16 protein-coding genes are annotated in these 17,367 nt (G+C 58.2%); 13 read left to right on the top strand and 3 right to left on the bottom strand.

Annotated features, from left to right (window positions below; genetic code table 11):
- Positions 1-157 precede the first annotated feature (157 nt).
- From J1W56_RS16335 to J1W56_RS16300, 8 genes are all read left to right on the top strand, one after another.
- Positions 158-1,726: an ABC transporter substrate-binding protein gene (locus tag J1W56_RS16335; protein WP_223614330.1), complete on the top strand. Its 1,569-nt coding sequence runs from the start codon at positions 158-160 to the stop codon at positions 1,724-1,726.
- Between the two features lie 87 nt (positions 1,727-1,813).
- On the top strand, positions 1,814-3,373 hold the full coding sequence (locus J1W56_RS16330; protein WP_223614329.1) for an ABC transporter substrate-binding protein: 1,560 nt from the start codon (positions 1,814-1,816) through the stop codon (positions 3,371-3,373).
- Between the two features lie 55 nt (positions 3,374-3,428).
- On the top strand, positions 3,429-4,397 hold the full coding sequence (locus tag J1W56_RS16325; RefSeq protein ID WP_223614328.1) for an ABC transporter permease: 969 nt from the start codon (positions 3,429-3,431) through the stop codon (positions 4,395-4,397).
- A 23-nt stretch (positions 4,398-4,420) separates the two neighbouring features.
- The gene (locus J1W56_RS16320) at positions 4,421-5,380 is read left to right on the top strand and encodes an ABC transporter permease (RefSeq protein WP_223614327.1); all 960 of its coding nucleotides are present in this window, start codon (positions 4,421-4,423) and stop codon (positions 5,378-5,380) included.
- 7 nt (positions 5,381-5,387) lie between these two features.
- Positions 5,388-6,581, top strand: coding sequence for an amidohydrolase family protein (locus J1W56_RS16315; RefSeq protein ID WP_223614326.1), 1,194 nt, complete (start codon positions 5,388-5,390; stop codon positions 6,579-6,581).
- Positions 6,578-8,074, top strand: coding sequence for an amidohydrolase family protein (locus tag J1W56_RS16310; protein WP_223614325.1), 1,497 nt, complete (start codon positions 6,578-6,580; stop codon positions 8,072-8,074). The genes J1W56_RS16315 and J1W56_RS16310 overlap by 4 nt, the downstream gene beginning before the upstream one ends.
- A 4-nt stretch (positions 8,075-8,078) precedes the next feature.
- On the top strand, positions 8,079-9,053 hold the full coding sequence (locus J1W56_RS16305; RefSeq protein WP_404928222.1) for an ABC transporter ATP-binding protein: 975 nt from the start codon (positions 8,079-8,081) through the stop codon (positions 9,051-9,053).
- A complete protein-coding gene (locus J1W56_RS16300; protein ID WP_223614322.1) occupies positions 9,050-10,045 on the top strand; it encodes an ABC transporter ATP-binding protein in 996 nt (331 codons plus the stop codon). The genes J1W56_RS16305 and J1W56_RS16300 overlap by 4 nt, the downstream gene beginning before the upstream one ends.
- Before the next feature lie 11 nt (positions 10,046-10,056).
- On the opposite strand, the gene J1W56_RS16295 is transcribed toward J1W56_RS16300, so the two are convergent.
- The gene (locus tag J1W56_RS16295) at positions 10,057-10,734 is read right to left on the bottom strand and encodes a GntR family transcriptional regulator (RefSeq protein WP_223614320.1); all 678 of its coding nucleotides are present in this window, start codon (positions 10,732-10,734) and stop codon (positions 10,057-10,059) included.
- 126 nt (positions 10,735-10,860) lie between these two features.
- On the opposite strand from J1W56_RS16295, the gene J1W56_RS16290 reads away from it, so the two are divergent.
- Together J1W56_RS16290 and J1W56_RS16285 are read left to right on the top strand one after the other, a co-directional pair.
- Positions 10,861-11,490 carry a flavin reductase family protein gene (locus tag J1W56_RS16290; RefSeq protein ID WP_223614319.1) on the top strand — a complete coding sequence of 210 codons (630 nt, stop codon included), beginning with the start codon at positions 10,861-10,863 and terminating at the stop codon, positions 11,488-11,490.
- Positions 11,491-11,512: 22 nt separating this feature from the next.
- Entirely contained in the window at positions 11,513-12,256 is a 744-nt protein-coding gene (locus J1W56_RS16285; RefSeq protein WP_223614318.1) for an aspartate/glutamate racemase family protein, read from the top strand.
- Positions 12,257-12,263: 7 nt separating this feature from the next.
- Here J1W56_RS16285 and J1W56_RS16280 read toward each other — a convergent pair whose 3' ends face one another.
- Positions 12,264-12,893, bottom strand: coding sequence for a glutathione S-transferase family protein (locus J1W56_RS16280; protein WP_223614317.1), 630 nt, complete (start codon positions 12,891-12,893; stop codon positions 12,264-12,266).
- Between the two features lie 7 nt (positions 12,894-12,900).
- A complete protein-coding gene (locus tag J1W56_RS16275) occupies positions 12,901-13,275 on the bottom strand; it encodes an ArsR/SmtB family transcription factor (RefSeq protein ID WP_223614316.1) in 375 nt (124 codons plus the stop codon).
- Between the two features lie 224 nt (positions 13,276-13,499).
- Here J1W56_RS16275 and J1W56_RS16270 point away from each other — a divergent pair, with 224 nt between their 5' ends.
- The 3 genes from J1W56_RS16270 to J1W56_RS16260 are packed head-to-tail and all read left to right on the top strand — an operon-like array spanning position 13,500 to position 17,350.
- Positions 13,500-14,342, top strand: coding sequence for an ABC transporter substrate-binding protein (locus tag J1W56_RS16270; RefSeq protein ID WP_223614315.1), 843 nt, complete (start codon positions 13,500-13,502; stop codon positions 14,340-14,342).
- A gap of 15 nt (positions 14,343-14,357) precedes the next feature.
- Positions 14,358-15,488 (top strand): LLM class flavin-dependent oxidoreductase, encoded by a 1,131-nt coding sequence (locus J1W56_RS16265; protein WP_223614314.1) that lies wholly within the window; start codon positions 14,358-14,360, stop codon positions 15,486-15,488.
- A gap of 41 nt (positions 15,489-15,529) precedes the next feature.
- A complete protein-coding gene (locus tag J1W56_RS16260; protein ID WP_223614582.1) occupies positions 15,530-17,350 on the top strand; it encodes a TRAP transporter large permease in 1,821 nt (606 codons plus the stop codon).
- Positions 17,351-17,367 lie beyond the last annotated feature (17 nt).

Genomic DNA, 17,367 nt, shown 5'->3' with positions numbered 1-17,367 from the left:
AGCGATGGCTGCGCATGAACTGTATACTTTATTGGTGCCAATAACAGAGAAAATTGTCGACAATATCGTTGACAAAGCCAAATCCTTGTGGCCTATGGAGGGAAATAAAAGTCGCGGGCAAGCCTAGCGACGGGGCACACACGAGGAGGAAATGCCGATGACGCGACTGCGAAAATCCGTCTTGGTGGCAATGACATCGTTGCTATTGTTTGGAACAGCGGCAGAGGCTGCGACACTGCGGTGGGCCGGGCAACGGGACATATTCTCCCTCGATCCCTATTCCTACGGTTCGACATCCAACCTGGCATTTCTCAATCATATCTATGAAGGCCTGGTCCGTTACACGCCTGAATTCAAGGTTGTTCCGGCGCTAGCCACGGAATGGCAGCTGATCGACAACAAATACTGGCGTTTCAAACTCCGCCAGGGCGTGAAGTTCCATAATGGCGCGGATTTCAATGCCGATGATGTCATTGCATCGCTCAAGCGTGTGAGTGATCCGAGCTCACCGCTTAGGGGCAACATTCCTCTCTACGTCGGGTCGAAAAAGGTCGACAATTATACGGTCGATATTGAAGTCTCGGCACCGTCGCCGCTCTTTCTCAACGATCTGACGAACATCTTCATGTTCAATGCGCAATGGCTGATCGACAACAAGAGCGAAAAGCCCACCGACGTGGGCGCGCAAGTCGAGGGCTACACAACCTACCACACCAACGGGACCGGGCCTTTCAAGCTTGAAAGCCGCGTTCCAGACAGCAAGACAATCCTTGTCGTGAACGACGGCTGGTGGGACGAGAAGAAGCACAATATCGATCGCATCGAGTTTACACCGATTACATCTGCGGCAACGCGGGTCGCCGCTCTGTTGTCCGGGGAAGTCGATCTGGTTGATGCGGCGCCTATCCAGGATATCGGCCGGCTTGAATCAACGCCGGGCATCAAGGTCGATAAGCGCTCGGATCTGCGAACCATTTCCATCGCATTCAATCGCCGGGAAAAACTGACGGACGGGCGTGACAATCCTTTCAACGATCTACGGGTGCGGCAGGCGTTCGATCATGCGATTGACCGGGACCTGATCAACAAGAAGGTGATGCGCGGACTGGCGCATCCCGCCGGTGCTCTGGTTGCGCCGGAGATACCGGGCTACAGCGCAGAGCTGGACAAGCCTGCAACCTATGATCCGCAATTGTCGCGCAAGCTTCTGGCCGAGGCTGGGAAGAGCGATCTTGCCTTTACCTATCTTTGCATGAACGATGAAAGTGTGAACGAGGAGGACGTTTGCTCTGGTGTCGTCAACATGCTGACGCGCGCCGGCTTCAAGCCGACGCTCGATATCGGCCCGCGTGCCGTGCAGACACCAAAACGCTCGAGCGGTAAATCCGACGTGTACATGGTGGGCTGGGCCAACGAGCCCACGCTCGATGCCTATTCGATTCTGGTTCAGGTGCTTTCCACCCGTCACGGTGCCGATGGTGTCGCAAACTATGGCGGCTGGTCGTATCCCGAACTCGACAAGATGGTCAAAGAGGCCGCCACGGAGCAGGATCGCGACAAGCGTCTGGCGATTGAAACCGCCGCGCTGAAATTTGCGAAGGATCAGGCAATCATGATCCCGCTGCACCAGCAGCCGATGGCATGGGCCATGACCAGTAAAATCGAGAATGTCGTGATCCGAGCCGACAACAAGCCGCGGCATTGGCTGACACGCATGACAGACTGATCTGCAGCGCCTTTGGCGCTGTCTGATAACCAAGGCAAGACCTCCGTTTAAGGAGGCGGCAAACGTCCAGAAGCGGAGCAAACCACAATGTTGAAGCAACTAGGCCTCGCGGCCACGGTGGCAATGAGCCTGATTTTTCCAGGCCAAGCCGCAACACTCAAATGGGGCGCGCCCCATGATATATACTCACTCGATCCCTATTCCTACGGTGACAGCTATACGCTTGCTTTCCTGAACCACGTCTATGAAGGCCTGGTCCGGTACGACGCCAAGCTGAAGATTGAGCCAGCCCTTGCCACATCGTGGGAGACAGTGTCGGACACGGTCTGGCGGTTTCATCTGCGCAAGGGTGTGAAATTCCACAACGGCGCGGGTTTTACTGCCGATGACGTCTTGGCGTCGCTCACACGCGTGAGTGACAAGACCTCGCCCTTGCGTGGAAATCTGCCCGCCTACAAATCTGCAAAAAAGGTCGATGACTATACGATCGACATCGAGCTGACGGGTCCGTACCCGCTTCTGCTCAACGATCTGACCAACATTCACATCTTCAACGCCGCTTGGCTTGCGGAGAACAATTCGTTGAAGCCGACCGACGTCGGCGCAAAGCTCGAGGGCTATGCGACCTATCATGCCAATGGAACCGGCCCCTTCACCATTGAAAGCCGGGTGCCGGACAGCAAGACGGTTCTCGTCAAGAATCCGAATTGGTGGGACAAGTCCGAAACCAATATAGACCGTATCGAGTTCACCCCGATAACATCGGCAGCCACCCGCGTTGCGGCTCTCCTGTCGGGGGAGATCAATTTTACCGATAACGCGCCCTCCCAGGACCTGCCCCGCCTCTCGGCCCAACCCGAACTCAAGGTCATGGAACGGACCGATCTGCGGACGGTCATGATGGGGTTCAATCGCAAGCCGAAGCTCACCAACGGCGATGACAATAAGTTCAATGATCTGCGTGTCCGGCAGGCATTCGCCCATGCACTGGACCCGCAACTGATCCAGAAGCGGATCATGCGCGGTAAATCACGTACGGCGGGTGCGATTATTGCACCGGAAATTCCGGGCTATACCGAGGCGCTCGACAAGCCGGTTTCCTATGATCCGGAACTGTCCAAGAAGCTGTTGGCAGAGGCTGGGGCAAAGGATTTCGCTTTCACGCTCGTGTGCACGACAGACGCCTATGTCAACGAGGAAGAGCTCTGCCAGGGCATGGTCAACATGCTGAGCCGTGCAGGCTTCAAGCCGCAGCTTGACATTGCACCGGTGGCGGCACAAACGCCCAAACGGACCAACGGCAAGGCTGATGTCTATCTGATCGGTTGGGCGAACGAGCCGATGCTCGACAGCTACTCCATTCTGTTGCAGATGATTGAGACGAAGTCGGACAATGCCGGTGTCTTCAATTGGGGCGGCTGGAGCTATCCCGAAATCGACAAGCTGGTCATACAGGCCTCGACGGAGATGGACAGGAACAAGCGGCTGGCGCTGCAGACCAAGGCCCTGCAGATGGTCAAGGATGAGATCATCATGCTTCCCTTGCACCAGCAGCCCATGGCTTGGGTGATGACGGACAAGATCGATCATATCGTTCAACTGCCCGACAACAAGCCTCGTCACTGGTTGACGCATTTTGCCAAGTAGATGTGGCGGTCTGCGTTGACGGCTTCAAGGCAGACAGAATTGAGGGAGGCGACAGATGCTGGTTTTTATTGTGAGGCGCTTGGCAAACGCAATCCTGGTGATGCTCGCAGTGGCTATGCTCGCCTTCCTGATTTTCCGGCTCGCCGGCGATCCGGTTGAGCTTATGGCGAATGAACAGATGACGCAGGCCGATCGCGACAATCTGCGTGAACGGCTGGGCCTCAACGATAACCTGCCTACCCAGTACGTCCGCTTTGTCATCCATGCGGCTGAGGGCAATTTCGGTATCTCCTATCGCAACGGCCAGGATGTTCTGACGCTGATCGCAGACCGGTTTCCCGCAACCCTGGAACTGGTGCTGGTGGCAACACTGATTTCTCTGGTGTTCGGCATTCCTCTTGGCGTTCTTACAGCGATCAAGCGCGGTAAGTGGTACACGGAAGGGCTTCAATTTCTCTCCATTGTCGGCGTGTCGTTGCCGAGTTTCGTCGTCGGTATCCTGCTGATCCTGGTGTTCTCGGTCAGCATGGGGTGGCTGCCGGCATTCGGACGCGGTGACGTCGTCAAACTTGGCTGGTGGTCGACCGGGTTGCTGACATCGTCGGGACGGGCCGCCCTCATCCTGCCGTCAATCGCGCTGTCGCTCTACCAGATCACGCTGATCATGCGGCTGGTGCGGGCAGAGATGCTGGAGGTGCTCCGGTCCGACTACATTAAATTCGCCCGGGCGAGAGGCATTCCCCGCTGGCGCATCTATTTCCGCCACGCGCTGAGAAACTGCCTCATGCCGGTTGTCACGATGACGGCAATGAATGTGGGCTCATTGATCGCTTTCGCGCTCATCACGGAAACCGTGTTCCAATGGCCGGGTATGGGCATGCTGTTCATCCAGGCTGTAACATTCATCGATATCCCCGTGATGGCGGCCTATCTGTGCATCATCTCTTTCATTTTCGTTGTTCTGAATATGCTCGTGGATATCGCTTATGCGGTCATCGATCCGCGTTTGCGCAGCACACGCTAGCCCCAGAGTCAGGGACCTGTCCGATGACAACAGACGTATCGAAGACACCGAAAGCGCCAAGGCCTGCACGAGCGCCGCTTCTCAGGCGCATGCGCAACAGCGACCTCTGGTGGTCATTCACGCATAGCAAGGTAGCAATCGGGGGTGCCATCATTCTGGCAATCCTGATCTTGACGGCACTGTTTGCGCCGCTGATCGCGGCTCAAAACCCCTATGACGGGGCACAGCTGGACATGTGGAAAGCGGAGCTGCCGCCGATCTGGGAGCAAAATGGTGAATGGCCCTATCTGCTCGGAACCGATACGCAAGGCCGCGATATGCTCTCGGCCATCCTTTACGGGACACGCATCTCCATTTTCATCGGCATTGCGTCGGTCGCCCTGTCCCTGGTGATCGGCATGAGTGCCGGCCTCGTGGCGGGTTATTTCGGCGGCTTTGTCGACAACCTTCTGATGCGCATCGGCGATGTCACGCTTTCGATCCCTACCATTCTCGTCGCCATTCTGGTTTCGACGGTCGTCCGGCAAATGCTTCCCGCGGAACTTCGGGAAATGGGGGCTTCGGCCGTGCTGGTGTTTGCTATCGCGCTGTCGGCATGGGTTCAGTATGCGCGCACGGTTCGCGCCCAGACGATTGTGGAGAGCGGCAAGGACTATGTGCACGCAGCCAGGCTCATCAAGGTACCGGCTCGCCGGATCATGGCCAACCATATCCTGCCAAACACGCTCACACCGGTCCTTGTGGCAGCGACATTGAACTTCGGCATGGCGATTTTGACTGAGGCGACGCTGTCTTTCCTCGGCATAGGTATGCCACCCAGTCAGCCGTCGCTGGGAACCTTGATCCGCATCGGCAACCAGTTCCTGTTTTCCGGTTCGTGGTGGATCGTGCTGTTTCCCGTGCTCCAGCTTTGCCTTCTCGTCGTTGCGGTGAACCTGCTGGGCGACTGGTTGCGCGACGCTCTAAACCCGAAATTGAGGTAGATGACACATGACCAATCTATTGCTCCGTAATGTACGGCCCATGGCTGGCGACAGCTGTGATGTCCTGATCAAGGATGGGAAAATAGCCGGTTTCGGTCAATTCGCACCGGAGCCCGGCATGCCGGTCGAGGATGGAGGCAACTCCATTGTCATTCCGGGTCTCATCGATGCCCATACGCATCTCGACAAGACGACATGGGGCATGCCGTGGCACGAGAACAACCGGGCGGCTGTACTGCGCGAGCGCATTGATTTTGAGCGCGAGAACCGCAGTGCGATCGGCATTGATCCGCACCGGCAGTCCATGCGGCATGCGATCGGGCTGGCGGCGCATGGTGCAACCCATATCCGCAGCCATGTCGATATCGACCCGACCCACGGCCTGTCCATCGTGGAAGGCGTTTGGGAAACCCGCGAGAAATTGCGCGGCATCATCGATATCGAAATCGTTGCCTTCCCTCAGTCCGGTGTCATGGTCATGCCCGGCACCGCCGAACTGCTTGACGAGGCGCTGCGGCAAGGTTGTGAGGTGCTGGGAGGTATCGATCCCTGCGGTATAGATCGCGACCCGAAGGGCCAGCTCGACACGATATTTGCGCTTGCCGTCAAACATCAGCGACCGATCGATATTCATCTGCACGAGGTCGGGGATCTCGGCGCATTCACCATGGAGCTCATTTTTGAGCGTATCCGCGCAAGCGGCATGCAGGGTAAAGTTGCCATTAGCCACGCGTTTGCGCTCGGGATGAACGACTATCTGCGGGTCGGAAAGCTGATGGATGAACTCGCAGCACTCGATGTGGCGATCCTCACTACGGGCGCGCCGTCTGCTTCGGTTCCGTCGGTCATGCGACTGAAGGAAGCCGGCATACGCGTCGGCGGCGGCTGCGATGGTATTCGCGACACCTGGGGGCCATGGGGCCAGCCCGACATGCTCGACCGTGCCAAGATCATCGGCATGAAAAACGGGCTGCGGAAAGACCGCGAACTTGAACATGTTCTGCATATCGCCTCGCAGGGCGGCGCTGACGTGATGCAGATCGAAGGTTATGGTCTACAAGTGGGTTGCGCGGCCGACCTGACCCTTCTGACGGGTGAGACCCTGGCGCATGCGGTTGTCGACATTGCCCCGCGTCCGCTGGTCATCAAGGGCGGACGTGTCACGGCACGGCAAGGCCAAGCCATTGTGGACATGCCATGACAAAAGCCGGATTCGAGACGCTGACGCTTGGCCGCAGGCCCGAAGGGCGGACGCTGTTGACTGCCGATTGGGTGCTTGGCCATCGTGATGGGGCCCATAGGCTTGTCCATAAAGGAGAAGTTGTATTCGAGAACGGCGAAATTCTGTTCGTCGGGCATCACTTTCCAGGAGAGGTGGCACGCCGTGTCGATTTCGGGAGATCGCTGATCAGTCCAGGGTTCATCGACCTTGACGCACTCTCCGATCTCGACACGACGATCCTCGGCATCGACAACCATCCGGGTTGGGCCAAGGGGCGGGTCTGGCCCCGCTCTTATGTTGAGGCGGGCCCCTACGAGATGTATACGCCGGAAGAGCTGGCCTTCCAGAAGCGGTTTGCCTTCGGTCAGCTTCTGTTGAACGGCATAACCACCGCCGCGCCGATCGCGTCGCTGTTCTATCGCAAGTGGGGTGAGACTGTTGCCGAGTTCGATGCCGCTGCGGATGCGGCTGGAGACCTCGGCTTGCGGGTCTATCTCAGTCCCGCCTACCGATCGGGCGGCATGGTCCTTGAAAATCCAGGGCATATACGCCCGGTGTTCGATGAGCAGCGCGGCTTGCGCGGCCTGGAAGATGCCGTGCGCTTCATCGAACGGCAGACCGGCCGTCACGGAGATCTCGTGCGGGGTATGCTTGCGCCCGACCGTGTTGAGACATGCACGGCCGGATTGCTGCAACGTACCGATGCCGCAGCACGCGAACTCGGTTGCAAGATCCGCCTGCACATGGCGCAAGGCGTCATGGAGGTCGATACGGTCCGTGCGCTGCATGGCTCGACAGCGCCGGTCTGGCTCGCGAAATCGGGACTTTTGAGCGAGCGGTTGATTGCGCCGCACGCAACCAGCGCAACGGACGAAGATCTTCGCCTTTATGCGGCCAACGGTGTTTCAATTGTGCATTGTCCGCTGGTGTCTGCCCGCGGCGGCAACACGCTGAACTCGTTTTCCGCATGCCGGAACCGCGGGATCAATATTGCGATGGGTACCGACACGGCACCGGCCGACATGTTGATGAATCTGCTCATCGGCCTGATCACATCGCGTATCAATGACGGGGTGCCGGACCGGGTGCGCAGCGCTGATCTTTTCGACGCCGCAACGCTTGGCGGTGCGCGGGCGCTCGGCAGAACGGATCTTGGCCTTCTTTCACCGGGGGCGCGCGCGGATATTGCGGTGTTCGGCCTTGACGATGCGATCATGGCGCCATCGATCGATCCGATCACGACGCTTGTTACCGGCGGATCCGGCAAGGTGACACGGGCGGCCTTTGTCGACGGGCGTCCTTCCATGCTGTTCGGTGAGGTTGCAGGCATCGACATGATGTCTGCCCGGGAACGCATACAGAAACAGTTTGACGGACTGATTGCCAAATATCCCGAGCGAAGCTGGGCGCATCCATCGGTCGCCGAAATATTCCCTCCGAGTTATCCAATAGAGAGCAGCGCACATGGGTGAAACAATGGATCAGCCCATCCTTGAGGTTCGCAATCTCACGGTGGAATTCCCTGGACGCCACGGAACAGTGGCCGCGCTTTCGGATGTGAGTCTCGACATCCGGGCAGGCGAGATTCTTGGCGTGGTCGGCGAATCCGGAGCCGGCAAGTCGATGACCGGTCTGGCCATTCAAGGTCTGCTTGAGCGCCCCGGCCATATCAGCGGCGGCGAAATCTGGCTCGAAAATCGCCGGATTGATACCCTTGATGACTATGAGATGGAAAAAATCCGCGGGCGCAAAATCGGTGCGATCTTTCAGGATCCACTGACCTCGCTGAACCCGCTGTTCACGGTGGGTGCCCAACTGAGCGAGACAATCCGCCAGCATCTCAACATGAGCAAATCGCAGGCGAAAGCCCGGGCGATCGAATTACTCGGAGAGGTCGGCATTCCTTCTCCGGATGAGCGGGTGAACCATTATCCGCATCAGTTCTCGGGCGGGATGCGGCAGAGAGTGGTCATCGCCCTGGCACTCGCGGCTTCGCCCAAGCTGGTGATCGCCGACGAGCCAACCACGGCGCTGGACGTATCCATTCAGGCGCAGATCATTTCGCTGCTGCGTAAACTTTGCAAGGAGAAGCGCACGGCTGTCATGCTGGTCACCCATGATATGGGTGTCATCGCAGAAGCAGCCGACAGGGTGGCGGTCATGTATGCGGGCCGGTTGATCGAGGTTGGTTCGGTCAATCAGGTGTTGCGCGCGTCGGCGCATCCCTACACGCGCGGCCTCATGGCTTCCATTCCGGCACTTGCTGCCCGCGTGGAGCGCCTCAACCAGATCGACGGATCCATGCCCCGGCTAGATGCGATTCCGGATGGGTGTGCTTTCAATCCGCGCTGCAAATCGGTCGGACCGCGCTGTATTCGAGAGCAACCTGAACTCATGCCGGCGGGCGATGGCGCAAGCGCCTGCTGGCTCAACGCGGGAGGAACAGCATGACCGGGACCGGACAAAAAATGCCGGCTTTTACCGCCGAACGTCTCGTCAAGACATTCGACGTCTCGGCACCGTGGCTGAGCCGGGTTATCGAGCGCAAACCGCGTCAGCTTCTGCAAGCCGTCAATGACATCAGCTTCACCGTGCCCACAGGCGGATGCCTCAGCATCGTCGGAGAAAGCGGCTGCGGCAAATCAACGGTTGCGCGTCTTGTAACCGGGTTGCACAAACCCAGCAGTGGCGAACTTCGCTTTGCACCGGGACGCAATGGGGCGCCACTTTCGGTGCAGATGATCTTCCAGGATCCCTATGCCTCGCTCAATCCCCGGTGGCGTGTGAAGAACATCGTTGCCGAGCCGCTGCGCGAGATGAAGCTGCTCAAAACGTCGAATGAAATCGCCGATCGCGTTGAGGAACTGCTCGAGACCGTCGGGCTATCGGCTTCGGATGGCGAAAAATATCCGCATGAGTTTTCGGGTGGTCAACGCCAGCGTATTTCAATCGCACGGGCGCTCGCCAGCGAACCCGAATTCCTCGTATGCGACGAGCCGACATCTGCGCTCGATGTGTCGGTGCAGGCGCAGGTTCTCAACCTTATGCGCAAATTGCAGGACGAATTCGGTCTTACCTATCTGTTCATCAGCCATGACATGAGCGTTGTCAGGCATATGTCGGACCGCATTGCGGTGATGTATCTCGGGCGTATCGTCGAAGAGGGGGATACGGAAGAGCTGTTTGCCAACCCACGGCATCCATATACGCGGCTTCTCTTGCAGACGATTCCCAATGTTCAGAAGCCGAACAGGGACCGGGTCGTTGGCGGCGGCGAGGTGCCGAGCCCGCTCAAGCCGCCATCCGGTTGTACTTTTCACCCGCGGTGTCCGGTTGCCATTGGACGCTGCTCGGCCGAAGTGCCAGAGGTTCGTACTCTTCAGGGCGGCACGCGCGTGGCATGCCATCTGGTCGAGGAGAAGATTGCAACTGCAGCAGAATGACGGTCAGCGGTTCAGGCCAGCGCGGAACGCAAATCGTGCGGAAGATCACGGATTTCGCTCAGATCGAGCTCGGCCTCCACATGTTCAAGGTGGTGCTCCATGAGCCCTGTTGCCTTGGAAAGATCGCCATTTGCGATTGCGTCGACAATTTCGGCGTGTTCGTCCGGCCCGCAGTTGAAGCGATTGGTGTTGCGGTAGACCGCAGTGATGAGGGAACTTCTTGCGATCAGATCGCGCATCGTGGCGAAAAGAAAGTCCGAGTTCGCGACCTCTGCAAGCAAGAGATGGAAGCCGCCTGACAGCTTGATGATATCGGTCGTGCTATCCTGTGCATTGGCGGTTCGTTCTTTGGAAACATGGGTTCGCAGCCGCGTGACATTTACCTTGGAGATTGATTTGCAAAGCCGCTCGACAATACAGCGTTCGACCGCACGGCGGACAAAGAAGACATCCCGTGCTTCATCCACCGAAGGTTGGCAGACAAATGCGCCGCGGTTCGGGATGATCGTGACGAGCCCATCCCGTTCAAGTGCAACCAACGCCTGGCGGATGCGGGCACGACTGACGTCGAAGATCGCTGCCAGTTGCCCTTCCTTGAGTTGCACGCCGGGCCGAAGCCTGCGCTCGGCAATGGAAAGCCATACCCGTTCAACAATCTGCTGTGTTGAAGCCCCTGCTTGTTCAGTCATGTACCTGTCTCCCGATTGTGACAGACAATCGCGATCAAATGGAAAATGTCAACTCGTTTTGTCTGCATGATTGTAGACAATAATGCCCAATAATTGTACACTATATAGCGAAACGGGAGAGTCGGCATGCAGTTTGATTTTACAGAGCTTGAACCAGAGAGCCGATATCGTCTGCTGACGAATTTTATCGGCCCGCGGCCGATCGCCCTGGTAACGACCCGTTCAAGCGCCGGCCACAGCAATGCGGCGCCGATGAGCTTCTTCAATGTGTTCTCGCATGATCCGCCGATCCTGATCCTCGGTGTACAACCCCGGCCGTCGGGGGAAGAGAAAGACACGATTGCCAATATCCGCCGTACGGGTGAGTTTGCCGTCAACATGGTGGATATGAGCATGGCGCAGCAGATGCTCATTTGCGGGCTGGGTTTCGACAGCGAGGTCGATGAACTGGAGATGGCCGGTCTTGAGGCGGCCACATGCAATCAAATCGACGCGATGTATGCTGCCACGGCTCCCTGTGCCCTGGAATGCCGCGTCGAGCGCCTGATCGAATTTCCGAAGCGGGTGCTTGTCCTTGGCGAAGTCGTCCACATGCATGTGCGCCGCGATTGCCTTGACGCGGAGGGGCGCTACGTCAATCCGGACGTTTATCAGCCCATCGCCCGTCTCCACGCCGATAATTACATCACATCCGATCGACAGTTCGTTCTGGCGCCTCCGCCAATTGCCGATTTTACCAAATCCCGCCGCGATTAAGTGGCGCTGAAGGAACTCGACCGTGCATATTCTTCTCATCAATCCAAACTCCACTGCGTCCATGACTTCCCAGGTTCTGGAAAGTGCCGTCCGGGTGGCCTATCCGACAACGCGCGTCACCGCGGTTAATCCCGTGGATACGCCGGTGAGCATCGAGGGTGGGGCCGACGAGGCCATGGCTGTTCCGGCCATGCTTTCCGAAATACGCAAGGGGCAGGCGCAAGGCGTGGATGCCTATGTCATTGCCTGCTTCGATGATCCCGGCCTGCATGCGGCACGCGAGATTGCACGGGGCCCCGTGATCGGCATCTGCCAGGCCGCCATACAGGTCGCGATGACCATCAGCCGGCGCTTCACGGTGATCACGACATTGCCCCGCTCCATCCCGATTATTGAAGATCTGGTCAGCGCTTACGGCGCGAACCATCATTGCCGCAACGTGCGCTCCATCAATCTGCCGGTGCTGGGACTGGATGAGGACCCGGTCGAGGCAGAGCGTCTTCTCGTGCTTGAAATCGGCAAGGCGAAACTGGAAGACCGCGCGGAAGCGATCGTTCTTGGTTGTGCGGGCATGTCGTTGTTATGCGACCGGCTCAGTGCCGCGACCGGTATTCCCGTTATTGACGGCGTCACGGCAGCCGTCAAGGTTGCCGAAGCGCTGGTCGGGGCCGGATACATGACATCCAAGGTGAATGGCTATGATTTCCCCCGGATCAAATCGCCGTCCCCCGCATCCAACGTGGAGCAGGTGGGCAATTTGGCGTGATCATCCGTCAAGGTAGCGGCACCGCTCCCGTGAAATGGGGCACACGATAGCCGCGCTGGACTGCTTCCCGTTCGGCGATATGAAGGTACCATCGTTTCACGTGGGGGTAGTCGTGCAGATCGATCTCGTGACGTTTGAACCGTGAAACCCACGGCCATGCCGCCATATCGGCTATCGAATAGTCGCCGGCCAGATGAGGGCGGTCAGCCAGTCGTGCGTCCAGCGTTCCATAGAGACGGCGGGTATCATTGCGGAAAAGGTCCTCTGCAAACGGAGCCTTCCCCTGATGGTAGGTCAGGAAGTGATGCGCGTGCCCCAGCGTCGGCCCCAGCCCGCCGGTCTGCCACATCAGCCACTCCAGGGTTTGCACACGCGGAATGCCCTTGCGTGGCAGGTACTTTCCGGTTTTTTCCGCCAGATAGAGCAGAATCGCGCTCGATTCCGTGAGTTTGATACCGGTTTCATTGTCAATGATTGCGGGTATTTTCCCGCCGGGGTTTATATCGAGATAGCTGGCGGCAAACTGTTCTCCCCTGGTGATGTCGATGGCTTGGATGCGGTATGGCACGCCGAACTCTTCGAGCGCGATGGCAACCTTCAATCCGTTGGGGGTGATCCATGTGTAAAGGTCAATCACGGCGGCTTCAGTCGAACATCATTTCATCGACGGGGATGCCGCCAGAATTTTTCATCGAATGCTTGCCGGTAACATCGTCCAGTCCGGAAAACAGGTCGCGCAGTGTTTGCACCAGTCTTTCAATCCTGTGGTCGGCGACACGATAGAAAATGGTCTTGCCGTCACGCCGCCCTTCAATAATGCCGGCATCGCGCAATTCGCTCAACTGCTGGGAAAGCGTGGGCTGGCGAATGCCGAGCTCCTCCTCAAGATGTGACACGGAGCTTTCCTGCTCCATCAGATAGCATACGATCGAAAGGCGGTTGGGATTGGCAATGTGCTTGAGCAGCTCGCTTGCGTCTCCCACGCTGCGGCAGAGTTTGGGCGAAATCGTTTTTGCCATGACTGGTGTCCCTCATCATTCATAAAAAGATAGATTGAGGTGTCTTCGCTTTCAATGCGCAAAACCGGCCTCCGGCAAGAATGCAAAATTGTTCTCCCCTTTCCCCGGCCATTGGAAATCTTGTCTCGCCACAGTGCATGAATTGGGATGGCTGCCTTTCCTCAACAATATATAAAAATATAAATTGTTTTCTGCAGTCATTTCAATCCTATTGGAACATCAGCATGAAAATCGGCGTTCATCCGAGCAACTTGCACTTGCGCCTTGCACAAGCCTGGCCCGAAGCTTTTTCGGGGCTTGAGCCGGAATTTGTCCATTACAACGAAGGCCGCGACACCATCAGGCTTATCGGTAACGGTCAGATCGATTTTGGCGGTACCGGATCGACACCGCCGATTGCTGCTGAGGCCACGGGCTGGAATGTCACCTACATCGCGGCTTCCGCGCCACGGCCAGCCAATGGTGGTATTTTCGTCGCCAGGGACAGCCCCATCCGTTCCGTTGCCGATCTGAGGGGGAAGCGTATTTCTCTGATCGACGGTTCGTTTCATACATATCTTCTGGCGCGCGCCCTCGAAGGCGAACGGCTGCGACTGCCGGATGTCAGCCGCCTCGAAACCGGGGCAGCAGATTCACTGCCGGCCCTGCTTGAAGGACGTGTGGATGCCTGGATTGCGATGGCGCCACGTCTGGAAAAGGCGATGGAACGCAGCGACATTCGTCTGATTGCGCGTTGCGGTTCGACAATTCCCAACCGCTCGCTGTTCTGGACGACGGAAGATCGCCGGCTGTCCAAGGAAATTCGCCAGCAGATTGTCGCGGAATTGTCCCGCATCGGTTGCGAGGTGGCAGCGGATGCGCACATTGCCGCCGAACGGCTTGTTGCGAATGGTGCGGGCGATGCCGACCTCGACGCATGGGAGCGGGTGGTTCGATCCCGGGACTTCAGCGTCGTGGCAGCCGATCAACACATCATCGCCGAGCAGCAGGAAGAGGCAGACACCTTGTATCGACATGGATATTTTAAGAACCCCGTCCGCCTTGGACAGTTAGCCCGCGGTGTCTGAGCGGAGGAGAATGTCATGAACGTACTTTGGTACATGTGCGCACCGGATGGTGCCTATCCCTGGCAGCCTGAAGGCTCGCGCCAGGTCGACTACGGCTATTACCGGCAATTGGCGCAGGCCTATGATCATCTCGGCTATACCGGAGCACTCTTTGCAACCGGGGCTCACGATGTCTGGGTTCTGGCGGGCGCGCTTCTTCCCTACACCGAGCGCATGAAATTTCTGGTGGCGGTCCATCCCGGTCTGATTGCGCCAACGCTGCTTGCCAAAATGGCTGCAACGTTTCAGGAGTTTTCGCGCGGTCGCTTGCTCGTCAATGTCGTTTCGGGCGATGCCAAAATGCTGGGTGCCTACGGAATGACACTGCCGCACGACCAGCGTTACGACATGGCGGACGAATATCTCACCCTTTGGCATCGGCTCTTTGCCGGCGAAAGCGTGACCCATCAGGGCAGGTATTTTTCAACGGAGGGTGCCAAACTCGCCTTGCCCGTTGGAACCAGTATCGCACCGCCGCCACTCTGGTTCGGCGGTTCTTCCGACAAGGCGCTCGACGTTGCAGCCAAGCATGTCGACGTTTACCTCTCCTGGGGCGAAACCCCCGACCAGATCAGGCGGAAGATCGATGCAGTCAAGGAGCGGGCCACCAGGCTCGGCCGGACGCTTGAATATGGGATCAGGCTCTACGTCATCGTGAGGGAGACCGACGCCAAGGCGTGGGATGCCGCCAATGATCTTTATGCGCGCATGGATGCCGCCGCGATCGCCGCCAATCAGCGATTTGTCTCCAAGAGTGATTCCGTTGGTCAGCAACGCATGAGTGCGCTGCATGGAGGCCACAAGCCGGATGATCTGCGCGATCTCGAGATAGCGCCCAATCTGTGGGCCGGAATCGGTCTTGTCCGCCCCGGACCGGGGACCGCCATCGTTGGTTCTCCCGACACCGTTCTGCGGACGATGGACGCCTACAGGCAGGCGGGTGTCGACACGTTCATTCTCTCCGGGATGCCGCTTCTGGAGGAGGCATATCGCTTTGGCGAATTGGTGCTGCCGCGTCTCGACGTTACGCGAGAGGTTTCGCAAGCGAAACATTTCACCTGGTCGACATTGTTCGACAAAGATCTCGGCAGTGCCAAATCCGCATAGCTTCTTACCGCCTAAGCAAAAGAGAAAAATTCGTGACCCTCATTGAAACCACAGAACCTCTACCCGGCGCTGGACTTGCCCGGATTTCAGGCCAACTGCTCAGGCGATTGGAAACTGTGCTTGGCTGGCTCTGTGCTGCTTTGCTCGCACTCTTGCTCGCGGCTGTCCTGGCAACGGTCGTGCTGCGGTACGTGTTCAGTGCTGGCTTCATGGGGTCGGAGGACCTGTCGGTGTGGCTGCACGTTGCACTCATCGCTTTCGGCGCGCCCCTCAGTCTGAACAGTGCCCTGGCCATGCGGCTTGACGTCTTTGCCAACCTGTTGCCTCCATCTGGCAGAGTTGTTGCCAATGCCATCGCCGATATCTTTACGGTCTTGACCGGATTTATCCTGAGCTTCGGTGGCAGCGAGATCATGACATTGCTCGGTGGTGTTTCACCGACATTGGGGCTGCCGGAGTGGATACGGTTCGGTTTCCTCGGCGCGGGCGGTTCATTGTTGCTTGTCGCCGTGCTGTTGCAACGCTTGGCAGATGGCAAAGTAGTGCAGATTGTCACGGCCTATATAATCGGAGCTGCCCTTTACTTTGCTATTCCGCACCTTGATTTGGGGCGCGCCTGGCCTCCAAGCATTGTTCTCGGATTGATCGCGGCCATAGGTCTGGTGGTGGCAGCGCCGCTGCCGCACGCATTTCTTGCGGCGGCCTATGTCGTGATTGCCTTCGGCAGTACATTGCCCGAGCCTGCCGTTGTCGCCTCCACGGTCACCGGCATGTCAAAGTTTCTGCTTCTAGCCATTCCTTTCTTCCTGCTGGCCGGCGGATTGCTGACGGCCTCGGGTGTTGCCAACCAATTGGTGCGGTTCGCATCCGCGCTTGTCGGCCATCGCCGCGCCGGATTGGCGCAGACGACGCTTTTGACCAGCGTGCTGTTTTCCGGTGCGTCAGGTTCATCCGTTGCCAATGCGGCCTTTGGTGCATCGACATTCCAGCCCGAACTGGTCAAGCGCGGCTATCCGCCAGCGCAGGCCGCCGCCATCATTGCCTCCACCTCGGTTCTTGACAACATCATCCCGCCGTCCGTCGCATTCCTGATCCTGGCCGCGGCGACCAATCTCTCGGTGGGCTCGCTGCTTGTTGGCGGATTTTTTGCCGGCGGCGTGATGGCCATCTGCCTTGCAGTCGCCATCCACATCACCGTTCGCGAGCAACAGCCCCAACCGCGCGCGAGCGGAGCAGAACGCTGGAATGCCGCCATCGGAGCAATTCCGGCATTCGGCCTCGGCATCATCGTTGTCGTCGGTATCCGCATGGGCGTCGTCACAACGACGGAAGCGGCGGCACTTGCGGCGATCTATACGCTGCTGCTCGGGATCGGCGCGCGTCTGCGGTTCGGTTCGCTCGTCAGCGCGTTCAGGCAGGCAGCGACGGAAGCCTCGGCCATCGGACTGCTGATCGGAACCGCGGGGCCGTTTGCATTCCTGCTGGCGGTGGACGATGTCTCCGGGCTTATCTCGAATCTGACCTCCGCGCTCGGCGGAAGCGCAATCGCCGTGCTGCTGCTTTCGAATCTCATTTTGCTCGTCGTCGGGCTGGTGCTCGATATCGGAGCCGCAATACTTCTGTTTGGACCGATCCTGCTCCCCGCCGCGGTGGTCGCCGGTATCGATCCCGTCCATTTCGGGGTGATCATCGTCGTCAATCTGATGATCCATGGGCTGACACCACCCCTTGGCATGCTGATCTTCGTCGTCAGCGGTGTCACGCGTCTGCCGGCATCGGCGCTGTTTCGCGCTGTTGTTCCCTATCTCTTCGCTCTGCTCGTATCTCTGGCGATCATTTGCGCCTGGGCCATCATTTTCTAGAAATCAGGAAGCCATCC

Source organism: Phyllobacterium calauticae, from assembly GCF_019991125.1.
GTDB classification, from domain to species: domain Bacteria; phylum Pseudomonadota; class Alphaproteobacteria; order Rhizobiales; family Rhizobiaceae; genus Phyllobacterium; species Phyllobacterium calauticae.
This window is presented reverse-complemented; position numbering and strand designations above follow the sequence as displayed.

Coding starts and splice junctions, on each gene's coding strand:
- J1W56_RS16335 (WP_223614330.1), top strand. CDS start 158: ATGACGCGACTGCGAAAATCCGTCTTGGTGGCAATGACATCGTTGCTA.
- J1W56_RS16330 (WP_223614329.1), top strand. CDS start 1,814: ATGTTGAAGCAACTAGGCCTCGCGGCCACGGTGGCAATGAGCCTGATT.
- J1W56_RS16325 (WP_223614328.1), top strand. CDS start 3,429: ATGCTGGTTTTTATTGTGAGGCGCTTGGCAAACGCAATCCTGGTGATG.
- J1W56_RS16320 (WP_223614327.1), top strand. CDS start 4,421: ATGACAACAGACGTATCGAAGACACCGAAAGCGCCAAGGCCTGCACGA.
- J1W56_RS16315 (WP_223614326.1), top strand. CDS start 5,388: ATGACCAATCTATTGCTCCGTAATGTACGGCCCATGGCTGGCGACAGC.
- J1W56_RS16310 (WP_223614325.1), top strand. CDS start 6,578: ATGACAAAAGCCGGATTCGAGACGCTGACGCTTGGCCGCAGGCCCGAA.
- J1W56_RS16305 (WP_404928222.1), top strand. CDS start 8,079: ATGGATCAGCCCATCCTTGAGGTTCGCAATCTCACGGTGGAATTCCCT.
- J1W56_RS16300 (WP_223614322.1), top strand. CDS start 9,050: ATGACCGGGACCGGACAAAAAATGCCGGCTTTTACCGCCGAACGTCTC.
- J1W56_RS16295 (WP_223614320.1), bottom strand. CDS start 10,734: ATGACTGAACAAGCAGGGGCTTCAACACAGCAGATTGTTGAACGGGTA.
- J1W56_RS16290 (WP_223614319.1), top strand. CDS start 10,861: ATGCAGTTTGATTTTACAGAGCTTGAACCAGAGAGCCGATATCGTCTG.
- J1W56_RS16275 (WP_223614316.1), bottom strand. CDS start 13,275: ATGGCAAAAACGATTTCGCCCAAACTCTGCCGCAGCGTGGGAGACGCA.
- J1W56_RS16270 (WP_223614315.1), top strand. CDS start 13,500: ATGAAAATCGGCGTTCATCCGAGCAACTTGCACTTGCGCCTTGCACAA.
- J1W56_RS16265 (WP_223614314.1), top strand. CDS start 14,358: ATGAACGTACTTTGGTACATGTGCGCACCGGATGGTGCCTATCCCTGG.